We start from the raw sequence: 13,079 nt of genomic DNA on the forward strand, positions 1-13,079 counted from the left end.
TTTCTCCTTAATCACTATCAATTTTTTTTAATTTTTTTATTAATCCAGCACATTCCTTAATATTTTCAAATTCTTGATAAATGATATCTCGCTGATGTTGCTTATAACCTAATTGTAAGTTATTTTCAAATTTATGCAAAGCATTTGTAATTTTTACCAATGAATCATAAACAGCATTACGCGAAACATTTTTTAACCCTGCAATTTCACTTAATGAATAATCATCAAAAAAATATAATTCAAAATATTCTCTTTGCTTTGTTGTTAATAATTCCCGATATAATTCATATAAAAGAATTAACTCATTTGATTTTTCCAAATCTTTCATTATTCTACTTCCACTTCATCCTTGTTAAATAAATCTTTGGTTAAATTATAAATATATTGCTCAATATCAAATTCTTGTAAATCAGTTGGTTGCTCACCCAAACCAATTAACTTAACGGGAATATTTAATTGGTCCTTAATTGCTAAAACAACGCCTCCTTTAGCCGTACCATCCATTTTTGTCAAAACAATTCCACTAACATCGGTTACCTCCGAAAAATTCTTTGCTTGTGAAATACCATTTTGACCAGTAACCCCGTCAATTACTAATAAGGTTTCATGTGGAGCATCGGGAATTTCGCGTTGAATAATACGATTAATTTTATTTAATTCATTCATTAAATTAACTTTTTTTTGTAAACGTCCCGCTGTATCAATAATAATAATATCAACTTGTTCTTTTTTTCCTTTAACTAATCCATCATAAATAACACTAGCTGGATCTTGCCCTTCTTTTAACGGTTTAACAATATTAACATTTAAACGTTCTGCTCATTGATTTAATTGTTCAACCGCCCCTGCCCGAAAAGTATCACCAGCAACTAATAGGACCTTTTTCTTTTGATCAAGAAATTGTTTTGTTAATTTAGCAATAGTTGTTGTCTTACCGGCACCATTAACACCAACCATCAAAATAACATTTAAGCGCTGGTCTTTAATATTTAATTTATTTTGTTTACTTTTTGGATCATTATATAAATCCATAATTACTTCAACCAAATAATCATTTGTGTCCTCAATGCTTCAACCTTTTCGTACTTTTTTACGAATTTGATTAGTAATTTGTAAAACCATATTCATTCCCATATCACTTGCAATTAAAATTTCTTCTAATTCTTCTAAGAATTGATCATCATATTCTTTATACTTATGTGCTAATTTTTTAATATCATTAGAAAAGGTTAAACGTGTTTTACGTAACGCCTTTTCTAATTTAATCTGTTTTTTTTCTTCACGTTTTGCTTTTAATTTTTGAAAAAAACCCATTTTTTCCTTCACCCTATTCTATTGCTTGTTATAATTTCACAACAACTTTAAAAATATCTGTCTCCATAAAAGTTTCATATGCTTTTAACACTTCATTTCTATTAAAAGTTTTTGATACTAAATACTTCGGAATAATTTCCTTATTTTCAATTTTTAATACAAGTTCTTTTAAAGTATAACAATTTAAAATTCCGGTATGAATAGTAATATTTTGATTTCATAATTGTTGTAAGTTAAAGACAACTGGTTTTTTAAAAACACCAATTGTAATAATTGTACCATTAAAATTAATCATTTGTTGTGCCTGCTCAAAAGTACCTCGGTCATTACCTACACATTCAATTACTAAATCATATTTAATATCAAAAGTAGTTAAAGTACTATCATAAATTTTATGCGCCCCCATTTTTTAAAATAATTTAATTTTTGACTATGATGACCATAAATATCAATTTTTTTATTATATTTATTTAATAACAATAAAATGCCTAAACCAATTGGTCCATCATCAATAATAGCAATATTATTAATTTGTTTTAAATCAATTTTTTTAATAACATTTTCATATCCTGTTGGTAACACATCGCTTAACATTAACGCATCAGTTAAATTCATTGTTTTTGTAATTTTAATAACACTATTTTCCCCATAAGGAACACAAACATATTCAGCATGTGTTCCATTAATTTTAGTTCCCAAAATAAAACCACCATTAGTACAATTAGCAAATGCTTTTTGTTCACATCATTGACAAATATTACAATGAGTAACACACCCAATTGCAACGCAATCACCAATTTTAAGTTTTGTAATATCAGCTCCAATTGCTGTCACGACGCCAATTCCTTCATGCCCCATAATTGTGTTAGGAACAACACTATTATCATGCCCCGAATATGGACGATAATTTGCATGTGAAAAAGTAAATCCCTCAATTTTAACAATAATATCTGTTGCTTTTTTAATAATTGACTCGTTAGTTTCAGTTCATTCAATTTTCTTTTTTCCTTGAAAAATTAATGCTTGCATTTTCTTCCACTTCACTTTCTACTTATGATTATACCGAAATAATAATGATGTTAAACAAAAAAGAATAAGACTAAATAACTTTAACCTAATTATTTTGATCTTATTCTTCAACTTGCAAGGTACCTCGTTCAAGTTATCCTGCAACATTAGGATCAATTAAATCCGTAAATAAACGTTGACGAGGTGTTCTTAAATTAAAATATTGACGTGAATTTTTTCGAATTAGTTCTTGATTCTCATCAGTTAAATTCATAAAAACCCAGGCATCAGTACAAACTGGTAAAAAATAAAACTCTCTTCTAAATCGTTAATTCTTTCAATTGATGGATCATTCGCAATCCCAATGCCAATTCTAACCTCACGGACATCTTGATATTTTTCATATAATGTATAATTAATAATTTTAACAGTTGTATTAATATAATTAGCAATTTCAATTAAATAATTTAAATCCCCATCATCTTTGTATAATGCCAAATAAATATTTTCATGGCGATGAATTCCAATAATATTTTCACCCATTTTTAAAGAATTTAAAATAGTTTCTTCTAAACTATTTATAATTCATTGATAAGTATTTTTATCATATGCTTTTTTAATTTCTTTTTCATTAATAAAACGAACAACAACTGATGAAACAGATTGACTTTTATCTTCTTTTAAATAAAAAGGTGGTAATTGTAAATTTGATAATGCCACACGATTACGATATTCATCAAGTCTGTTTTTACTATAAACATATTCTTTTAATATTTCAATCGTTTGTTGCGGTTCTCACTTCATATTGGTTACCTCTTATTATAAATTAATTAAGTTAATTATATCATAAAAAACCCTAAATTAAAGGCAATTATTAGGTTATAGTTTAAAAACCATAACCTTTTAAGTCTTTAAAATAAATTTAGAAGGAAGAACATAATACCAACCATTATTTTAAAGTTAACTTTAGTAAGAACATAATTTAGTTATTAAAAAATTCTTCTTATAAAACTTTTTATTTTGTAAGAAGAATTTTTAATTAGATATATGATAATTATATTTATTTTTCAATGTATGATAAAAATTAGAAATAGATGTTATCACATCATTGCTTAATTTTTTATTTTTAATTTTTCCTTCTCATTCTTTAATCATATTGTTATTAACTTCTTTTAAAAAGTGCTTTGCAAAAAGAATAAATTGGTCTGAATTATTATTTTTTTCAACAAGGTCTAAGGCAAGACTTCAATCAATTCTATTTAATATTCATTGTCATATTTCTTCACTACGGTCAACAGATAACCGGATTATCAACACCATTTTAATAAATAATACTTGATATTCTTTTGAAGCTTTTTTCAATAATTTAAACATTTTTTTAACTTGTCTTTGATATTTAAAAGTTTGAAAAAAATAAAAGTATTCTTTAAAATTTTCTGGTTTTTTGCTTTCTACTTTTTCTTGTTCAAGTTCAGTAAAAGTTTTTTTATTATTATTAAATATTTCATGTTTTAAACTAATAATATTATTTAATAGTTTTTTAACAAAATTATCTGCCAATTGTTTAGACGATGTTCTTTTTTCTTTCTTCTTTTGATTATTAATTTGCTTATTCTTTAATAATGTCCAGTAATTAAAAATTACATCATAAAATTCATTTTTAATAAATCCATTAATAAATTTTGCTTGTAATTTTTCTTTATCTTTATAAATCATAATTTTCCTCCTAAACATTATTATTTTCATATTACTTTTTTATTTTAAAAGCATCTTTTAACTAATATCAGGTTCATTGGAGTTTGTTATTTCCCCTTCCATTTTTTCATATGATTGATCTTTATTACTTTGTTTAAATAATTTTATAAAACCATTAATCGCATTGCCAATTGTGGAAGATGTTTTGTTTATTAGAATTTCCATTATTCTTGAATGATTTTCTATTAACTTTTTATGTATTTCATCAATTTTTACTTTATTTAGTTGATTATTTTTATTAGCAATAAAAGTAAATATTGAAGAAATAATTGTACTTATGAATGATAACTAAGCAACAATAACGGTAACTATTTCTCCCGTACTCATTTCTACTTCCTCTCTTATTTATACTTTTATTATAACTTCTAACAGTTTTACACTCATATATTAACTAAAAAATAATATATTTCCTTATTATTAATCATATTTATTATAATTATTTCTTCTTTTGTTTTAATTTTATATATAAAATTCCTTCCTTTTCTTTAAAATCATAACTGTCTTCAAAATTGTTTTTAAAAAATAATGAAGATTTATTATTTTGTGCCCCATAATTTTTGGGATTAAAATCTGGAATTTTTCGAAGTAAATTTTCAATAATTATAGAAAACTGAGTAAACCCATCATTATTTTTATCATTTTCTTTAATTATTGAATTTACTACCTCAATTAATTCTTTTTTACCTTCTACTATTGTTTTATTTACATTATTTTTAGCACTACTTTCTTTTTTATTTTCTTGAGGTTTTTTCTCATTAATTTTTTAGCATTTAAAATTTTATCAACACTTATGAATCTATGATAAAGTTTTTTATATTCTTGAGATTTTTCTAAATTTCCTGCATTAATAACTGTTTTATTTTTCTGTTTAATTCTTCTTACAATTGGAGCAAAATCTAAATCATTAGTTGCCAAACAAAAACAATCAACATAATCTTTTCTTAATCATTTTATTACATCCAAAGCGATTCTAATATCAACCGCATTTTTACGACTTGAATATGTAGTCTCAACAATAAAATCATTAAAACCATATTTTTTCCCTTTTTTATATATGTTTTTATCATCTGTATTAGAATAAAATGCACCTTTATAAATAACATTTCTCATTTGTTTTAACTCATCAAATAAAATATTTAAATGCTCATCACTATTAAAATTGTCAAAATCAATCATTAAAACTATTGTTTTATTAGTTATTTCCATACAAGATATTCACCTTTATTATGGAATTTTCAATCATCCTAGTTAATTTTTAATACTTATAAAGTTTAAAATAATATTATAAATTAAAAAGTTTATTTATTTACTTTTTCTAACTTCAAGGTTTTCCTATTTTCTTTTGTGTATGATTATCCTTAGAACTGCAATTAGAACAGTTGGTACAAAATTCACCATCAGTTCCTAAGCAAGAACAATTACAAGCATAGCAACCTTGTGGGTGTTGTTTAGGATTCATAATTTTAAAACTCCTTCTTATATAAAATATTATTTAATAAATTATTATTACTAATTAACAAATAGCAATGTCATACTTTTTATTAATTTTAACATATTTAATATCAGAAAAATAAAATTTCTAAAATTAACTTTTTAAAAATTAATATTTCCGACGTAAACGCTCATTATCGCGTTGCTTAATTGTTTCTCGTTTATCATAATTCTTCTTCCCACGAACTAAAGCAATTTCTAATTTAGCATAATTATTTTTAAGATATAACTTTAATAATACTAATGTTAAACGTTCTAATTTAATTCGTTGCAAAATTTTTTTAATTTCTTTTTTATGCAAAAGTAATTTTCTAGTCCGATCAGCATCTGATATATATGATGTTGAAAATTTATATTGAGCAATTATCATATTGATAACAAAGGCCTCATTTTTTCGAATAATAACAAAGGCCTCATTAATTGATACATCATTATTACGAATTGACTTAATCTCACTGCCTGTCAAAACAATACCAGCTTCATAGGTTTCAATAATTTCATAATTATACCGTGCTTTTTTATTAACTGTAATTGTCAACATTAATATCAACTCCTTAATCAACTAATTCAAAATCAATTTGCCGTAATTTTTTACTTGCTTTCTTTACTCCAATTCGTACTTTTTTTCCTAAAAAATATTCTTTTCGTTTCCGTTCTCCAATTAATTTTAAACTTTTTTCATCAAAAACGTAATAGTCATTTTTTAAATCAGTAATATGAACCAATCCTTCAATTGTATTTGGTAATTCAACGAAAATTCCAAACGAAGTAACTCCTGCAATAATGCCTTCATATTCATAGCCAATTTTATCTTCCATATATTCAGCTTCTTTCATTTTGTCAACTTCTCGTTCACATTCCATTGCCCGTAATTCTGCAAGGGATGACTGTTGACTAGCATGACTAACAAAAGTTCGCGTTTGTTTTAAATCAGTAATTTTAACTTTTCCTTGAAATAAATATTCTTTTAATAAGCGATGAACAACTAAATCGGGATAACGCCGAATTGGTGAAGTAAAGTGCGTATAACATCAAGATGCCAGTCCAAAATGGCCATCATTAATAGCACTATATTTAGCTTTTTCCATACTTCGTAATATTAAAGCTGAAATAACTTTAAAATTTTCCTTATCCTTTAACTTATTTAAAATTTGCTGTAAATCTTTAGAATGAATATTTTCTAACTTACCTTTAATATTTAAACCTAAATAAGATAATTGCGTATACAAATCAAACAATTTTTTTAGTTTTGGCTTATCATGCACACGATAAACAAATGGCAAATCCATTCAATAAATTGTTTCGGCTACCGTTTCATTAGCGCGAATCATAAAACTCTCAATCAATTTTTCTGCATCAGCACGCTCTCGCACAACAATATCTTTAATCTTACCATTTTTATCAACAATAAACTTTGGTTCATCTAAATCAAAATCAACAACCCCATCATGTTCTTTTTTTAAAACTAAAATTTGATATAACTGTTGCGCTAAAAGCAGCATTTGAGCAATTTCACCTGAGATTTGATTTTTTTCTTGGCAGAATAACTTATTAACTTCATCATAAGTTAATCGCGCTTTTGAAATAATGACAGCTTCATAAATACTAGAATTAACAACATGTCCCTGCTTATTAATTTCCATTTCACAAATTAATGTTAATCGTGGTTCAAAAGGATTTAACGAACAAATCCCATTACTTAATTTTTCCGGTAACATTGGAACAACCCGGTCAATTAAATAAACTGAACACCCTCGGTCAAAAGCTTCTTTATCAAGATAACTATTCTGTGGAACATAATGTGCAACATCAGCAATCGCAACCAATAATAAATAATTACCATTTTGATTTTTTTTAACTAAAATAGCATCATCAAAATCTTTTGAATCATTCCCATCAATTGTAGCAAACATTTCTGCTTGTAAATCACGGCGTGATTTATCTGCTAACATTCTTGCAGCATCAACATCTTGTTTAATTTGATTGGCTTCATTTAATGTTTCTTCATTAAATTTAGTACGAATATTAAATTCATGTAAAATAGCCAAAACATCAACACCGACTTGATTAGTATTACCAATAATCTCAATGATTTTAACTTGTATTAAATTGTTTTTACTATTAATATTTGTAATGATTCCCTTTACAATTGTATTTTCAATTGCATCAGCTAAATTAATAATTTCAGCACGATATTGCGTTAATTTATTATTTAAAATTTCTAAATATTTTTGTTGATGACGATTCTTTTTAATAACTCCAACTACATATTCATTATTTCGCTTCAAAACTTTAATTACTTGTGCTTCTGCTTTTTTAGAATTATTATCATTTTTTTGTTTTTTAAAAATAAACAAAACTTGATCTTGGTCTAAGGCATTATTTAAATCATCTTGTTTAACATAGTATTCTTCTTGGTTTTCACTAATTTTAATAAAACCAAAACCTTTTTTATTAATACTAATAACTCCTCGTAAATAAATTTTTGGATCAAAATAATAGAACCGATGTTGTTGTGTAACCCCAATAATATTATCATTTTCTAATTCAACCAAAACTTTTAACATCATTTTATTATCATTAATTTTATTAATATCTAATGACTGTGCTAATTCAATCGTATCAATTGGTTTTGTTTGTTTTTTTAAAATAGCTACAATTCGATCATGCATATACCTTTCCCCCTAAATGAAAAAAGAGACATTTTTAAATCTCTTTTCAATTAATGATATTTTTAAAGATTTAATTATTACAATAGAACTTTTGTTAATAAATTTATCAATAATGTAATAATTAATAATGTTGAACCAAATGCTAACATAAAAATAAATAATGTTCGATCTAACCCACGTTCTTTACTATTAGCAAATAATTCATCATTACCACCATTTAAAGCACTTAACCCTGTTTGTGCTTTTTTGTTTTGTAATAAACCAATAATAATCATAATAATTGATACAATTAAAGCAATTATTTCAAAAACATAAATAATTGTATTGGCTACTTGTGGTTCAATTGCTAAAAACATCATACTTGATAGGTTCATTAAAACATCCCTCTCTAAATTAAATTATGTTCTTATTAATAATACTATAAAATTACTAAAATTATTGTATTTTAAATTAATTTTAATTATTTTTTTCAAGGTTGCTTAAATAATGATAAATTCCTCCTGTATTATTGCTGCTAGCTACATCGTATGCTAAATTTAAAATCGGAGTTGGACTATGTTCCATTGCAATTGAATAAGGTAAAATTTCAAACACAGAACGGTCATTATAATTATCACCAAAATATAAAACATTCTCTAATTTAATTTCACGTCCTTGCCTTTGATTTAAAATATCAATTAAATGTAAAATTGCTTGCCCTTTATTTGAATTACCATGTACAATATCACATCCATATTCAGACAGTGGTTCAACATTAATATTTAAAACTTGTTTTAAAGCTGTATACATTTCTTGAAACATTATTTTGGATGAATGCTTTGCAACAATTTTATTGGCTATTCTAATATCATCAAAGCAGAATGGTTTTACTTGCTTCATTCCATCTAAAAATGCATCTGGTTTTGATTTAATTTTTAATAATTTTTCACCCGCACAATATAAATTATCATCATCTTGATATGAAATTGTAAAATCACATTGATATTTTAATAAAATATCAATTACAATAACTAAATCCGAAACTGGCATTAAATTGCTATAAATTGACTTATTGTTTTTAGTATCATACACTAAAGCACCATTAGCACCAATAACATATTGACAATAATCCTTAATTTTTAATTCTCTTGTGTAATTATCAAAACCAAGGGGCATTCGTCCTGATGCAATTGATACAGCAATCCCTTTTGCTTGCAATGCAAGTAATTTATTTTGAACAAGAGTTGATAATTCTTGCTTATCAGTAATCAATGTGCCATCAACATCAGTAACAATTAATTTAATTTGATTACCATTAATTTTTAACATGACAACCTCATCTTCTATTTTAATATTGTCTTATAAAGATAATCAGCAATTCCTGCCGCATTATTATCTTTTGCAATTACTGCAAAAGCAACTTCTTTTAATTGCGGTGTAGCATTGGCTAATGCAATTCCATATTTTGAATTTTTAATCATCTCATAGTCATTCATTTGATCACCAAAACACATAATTTCATCTGAATCAAGATGGTGATTTTCTTTATGTTTAAGTATTTCAATTAATTTTAAAATTCCCTGTCATTTATTAACATTTTTAGGAATAATCTCAATAAACCCATATCCCGTAACTTCTGTCCTTAATGTTTTACTGACCGCAATTTGTTGTCGTAACCAATTTTGTTTTTGTTCATCATGACAAGAAATTACAACCTTACGCATTTGCGGAATTTCATTTCAATCTAAAACAATTGCTTTAATGTCAGTATTACGAAATAAAAAAAAATCATCTTTAATAATGCTTGATTGTGAAACATAAGCTTCTTGTTCATTAAGTGGTGCTAAATAAAAATCATGACCAAATTCTCGAACAATATTCATTGCTCATAATGTATCTTGATATGAAATTATTTCATTATAGACATATTCTTTTGTTTTTAAATTTAAAATAGCCCCACCATTAGCACCAATAACATACGGACAATGGTCAAGAATTCCTAATGTTGTTGCATAATCAGATAAACTACTAGGAACCCGTCCTGAAGCAATCGTTACTAAAATACCCATTGCTTGAGCCTTTTTTAAAGCCTCAATATTTATAGTTGGAATCTTTTTGTCTTTATCAGTTACTAATGTTCCATCAATATCACACACGATCATTTTTACTATCATTACATTGCCTACCTTCTTTTAATATTACTTAGTTTATCATATAAGTAGTCTCAGACATTATCATTCTATCATGTTTTATTTTATATTTATAATTAAGAAAATTAAAACAAAAAATCTCAAAAAAGAGATTTCTATTTTCGTATCTAACTAATAGGTTCAACTTCATCAGCAAGAATTTTAACAAATTCTTGTTCAACTTGCAAAATTCCACCAGCAATACTTAATTTATATTCTTTATTATTAACTTTGTATGTCATTTCAGATGGAACAATTGATGAAACAAGAGGAATATGACCATACAAAATACCCATATATCCCGTAATTGTTTTCACTGTTATAATATCAACTAAGCGATTAACAATGACACCCTGTGGTGTAATAATTTTTAAACTAATTTGATTCGCCATTTTAATTATGTTTTAAAGCTTCGGCGGCTTTAACAACCTCATCAATTGTTCCAACATATAAGAATGCTTGTTCTGGTACATCATCATATTTTCCTGCTAAGATTTCTCTAAAAGCACGAATTGTTTCTACTACAGGGACATATTTCCCTGTTTTTCCAGAAAACTTTTCAGCTACAAAAAATGGTTGTGATAAAAAGTTACGAATTTTTCGTGCTCTTGCAACAGCTAATTTATCTTCATCTGATAATTCATCCATCCCTAAAATGGCGATAATTGATTGTAATTCTTTAAACTTTTGGAGGATTTCTTGTACTCCTCGTGCTACTTCATAATGTTCTTCACCAACCACTAATGGGTCTAATAATCGAGACGAACTTCCTAATGGGTCAACTGCTGGAAAAATTCCTAATGCTGCAATTTCGCGGTCTAAGACAACCTTAGCGTCTAAATGAGCAAATGTTGTTGCAGGAGCTGGATCAGTTAAATCATCCGCTGGCACATATACTGCTTGGACAGAAGTAATACTTCCTTTTTTTGTTGAAGTAATTCGTTCTTGTAATGCTCCCATTTCGGTTGCTAATGTCGGTTGATAACCAACTGCTGATGGCATTCGTCCTAATAAGGCTGATACTTCAGAACCAGCTTGGGTAAAACGGAAAATATTATCAATAAATAATAAAACATCTTGGTTTTTATCATCACGGAAATATTCAGCAATTGTTAATCCAGTTAAAGCAACTCGCATACGAGCTCCTGGTGTTTCATTCATTTGTCCAAAAACCAAAGCTGTTTTATCAATAACACCATCTTCAATCATTTCATAATATAAATCATTGCCTTCTCGTGTTCGTTCACCAACACCAGCAAAAACAGAAATTCCTCCATGTGCTTTTGCCACATTATTAATTAACTCTTGTACTAGTACTGTTTTTCCTACTCCAGCACCACCAAACAAACCAATTTTTCCCCCCTTTGCAAAGGGAACTAATAAATCAACAACTTTAATGCCTGTTTCTAAAATTGCAGCTGTTGTTTGTTGTTCTTCATATGATGGTGCTTCACGGTGAATTGGACGCATTGTCTTTGTCTTTGGTTGTGGTTTTTCATCAATTGCTTCTCCAAGAACATTAAACATACGCCCTAAAACCTCTTCACCAACCGGAACTGTAATTGGCGCTTTTGTATCAATCACATCCATTCCCCGAACCATTCCTTCTGTTGGTCCTAAGGCAATTGCCCGTACGGTGTCATCACCAATATGTTGAACAACTTCTAAAACTAACTTTGTACCATTATTATTAACCGTAATAGCATTATATAATTCAGGCAAATATTCTTCCGTAAACCGTACATCAACAACAGGTCCTAACACCTGTACTACTTTTCCATTTTTCTCCATTTTTTAACCACCTCTTAATTTTCTTGCGCGCCAGCCCCAGCAACAATTTCTGTAATTTCCTGTGTAATTGCTGCTTGACGCTTACGGTTATATAATAACGATAATTTTTCTAACATTGCATTTGCATTATCTGTTGCATTTTCCATTGCTACTCGCCGTGATGCTTGTTCTGAAACCTGTGATTCAACGATTGATGAAAATAAAATGGTATTTAAATACATTGGCACCGCATTTTCTAAAATCGTTGCTGGATCTGGTTCAAATTCGGTAATAACATTAATGTGTTTTGGTTCTTCATGTTGTGTTACCTTAATAATTGGTAACAATTGTAAAATTGTTGGTTCAAAAGTTACATTATTAATAAATTTTGTATAAGCAATTTTAATTTCATCATAAGTATTTCCATTAAAACCAGATAAAATTTCTTGTGCAAACTCACGTGCATCATCATAAGAAAAATTAATATCAATATCTTTTCTTGTTTGCATAATTTCATAACCTTTATGGGCATAAAATGTTTCTGCTTTAGAGCCGATTGCAATAATACAATCACTTTTTCGTAATTGTTGTAACACCAACTTATTAATATTAATATTATAACCACCACATAAACCTAAATTTGAATTAACAATGATTCAACAAGTACATTTACTATCTTTTATGCCATCTTTTTTTTGATAAATTGAATCATCTGCTTTACTAATGATATCATTAAAAACAGTATAAACTTCAGCAAAATATGGTTTTGAATTAGAAATTCGTTTACCAACTTTTTTTAATTTTGCTGTCGCTACTAATTTCATTGCTTGTGTTATTTTAGATGTTGAAGTAATTGAAGTAATTTGTTTTTTTAAATCTGTTCCGACTGCCATTTTGTTCT

Annotated in this window: 16 protein-coding genes; all 16 read right to left on the reverse strand. The window is 27.0% G+C overall.

The window, feature by feature from the left end; genetic code table 4:
* Positions 1-7 precede the first annotated feature (7 nt).
* The gene (ylxM, locus tag AACL22_RS04985) at positions 8-328 is read right to left on the reverse strand and encodes a YlxM family DNA-binding protein (protein ID WP_338990088.1); all 321 of its coding nucleotides are present in this window, start codon (positions 326-328) and stop codon (positions 8-10) included.
* Complete coding sequence (gene ftsY, locus AACL22_RS04990; protein ID WP_338990091.1) at positions 328-1,314, reverse strand: signal recognition particle-docking protein FtsY; 987 nt, start codon at positions 1,312-1,314, stop codon at positions 328-330. Before ftsY ends, ylxM begins: the two co-directional genes overlap by 1 nt.
* Positions 1,315-1,342: 28 nt before the next feature.
* Positions 1,343-1,720, reverse strand: coding sequence for a zinc-binding dehydrogenase (locus AACL22_RS04995; RefSeq protein ID WP_338990093.1), 378 nt, complete (start codon positions 1,718-1,720; stop codon positions 1,343-1,345).
* Positions 1,687-2,343 (reverse strand): alcohol dehydrogenase catalytic domain-containing protein, encoded by a 657-nt coding sequence (locus AACL22_RS05000; RefSeq protein WP_338990095.1) that lies wholly within the window; start codon positions 2,341-2,343, stop codon positions 1,687-1,689. Before AACL22_RS05000 ends, AACL22_RS04995 begins: the two co-directional genes overlap by 34 nt.
* Positions 2,344-2,586: 243 nt before the next feature.
* Positions 2,587-3,126, reverse strand: coding sequence for a hypothetical protein (locus AACL22_RS05005; protein ID WP_338990097.1), 540 nt, complete (start codon positions 3,124-3,126; stop codon positions 2,587-2,589).
* 231 nt (positions 3,127-3,357) lie between these two features.
* Positions 3,358-4,038, reverse strand: a complete 681-nt coding sequence (locus AACL22_RS05010; RefSeq protein WP_338990099.1) for a hypothetical protein — start codon at positions 4,036-4,038, stop codon at positions 3,358-3,360.
* A 741-nt stretch (positions 4,039-4,779) separates the two neighbouring features.
* Positions 4,780-5,283, reverse strand: a complete 504-nt coding sequence (locus tag AACL22_RS05015) for an NYN domain-containing protein (protein ID WP_338990101.1) — start codon at positions 5,281-5,283, stop codon at positions 4,780-4,782.
* A 109-nt stretch (positions 5,284-5,392) separates the two neighbouring features.
* Complete coding sequence (locus tag AACL22_RS05020) at positions 5,393-5,536, reverse strand: hypothetical protein (protein ID WP_338990102.1); 144 nt, start codon at positions 5,534-5,536, stop codon at positions 5,393-5,395.
* A 141-nt stretch (positions 5,537-5,677) separates the two neighbouring features.
* Entirely contained in the window at positions 5,678-6,109 is a 432-nt protein-coding gene (smpB, locus tag AACL22_RS05025) for an SsrA-binding protein SmpB (RefSeq protein WP_338990105.1), read from the reverse strand.
* 13 nt (positions 6,110-6,122) lie between these two features.
* A complete protein-coding gene (gene rnr, locus AACL22_RS05030; RefSeq protein ID WP_338990107.1) occupies positions 6,123-8,240 on the reverse strand; it encodes a ribonuclease R in 2,118 nt (705 codons plus the stop codon).
* Between the two features lie 77 nt (positions 8,241-8,317).
* Positions 8,318-8,614 carry a preprotein translocase subunit SecG gene (gene secG, locus AACL22_RS05035; protein WP_338990110.1) on the reverse strand — a complete coding sequence of 99 codons (297 nt, stop codon included), beginning with the start codon at positions 8,612-8,614 and terminating at the stop codon, positions 8,318-8,320.
* An 82-nt stretch (positions 8,615-8,696) separates the two neighbouring features.
* Positions 8,697-9,548, reverse strand: coding sequence for an HAD family hydrolase (locus tag AACL22_RS05040; protein WP_338990113.1), 852 nt, complete (start codon positions 9,546-9,548; stop codon positions 8,697-8,699).
* Between the two features lie 14 nt (positions 9,549-9,562).
* Positions 9,563-10,393: a Cof-type HAD-IIB family hydrolase gene (locus tag AACL22_RS05045; protein ID WP_338990116.1), complete on the reverse strand. Its 831-nt coding sequence runs from the start codon at positions 10,391-10,393 to the stop codon at positions 9,563-9,565.
* Between the two features lie 143 nt (positions 10,394-10,536).
* Positions 10,537-10,800 carry a F0F1 ATP synthase subunit epsilon gene (locus tag AACL22_RS05050; protein ID WP_338990118.1) on the reverse strand — a complete coding sequence of 88 codons (264 nt, stop codon included), beginning with the start codon at positions 10,798-10,800 and terminating at the stop codon, positions 10,537-10,539.
* Between the two features lies 1 nt (position 10,801).
* Positions 10,802-12,199 carry a F0F1 ATP synthase subunit beta gene (gene atpD, locus AACL22_RS05055; RefSeq protein WP_338990121.1) on the reverse strand — a complete coding sequence of 466 codons (1,398 nt, stop codon included), beginning with the start codon at positions 12,197-12,199 and terminating at the stop codon, positions 10,802-10,804.
* 14 nt (positions 12,200-12,213) lie between these two features.
* Positions 12,214-13,071: an ATP synthase F1 subunit gamma gene (gene atpG, locus AACL22_RS05060; protein ID WP_338990124.1), complete on the reverse strand. Its 858-nt coding sequence runs from the start codon at positions 13,069-13,071 to the stop codon at positions 12,214-12,216.
* Positions 13,072-13,079: the final 8 nt, after the last annotated feature.

Source organism: Spiroplasma endosymbiont of Seladonia tumulorum (genome assembly GCF_964020235.1).
GTDB lineage: Bacteria > Bacillota_I > Bacilli_A > Mycoplasmatales > Mycoplasmataceae > Spiroplasma.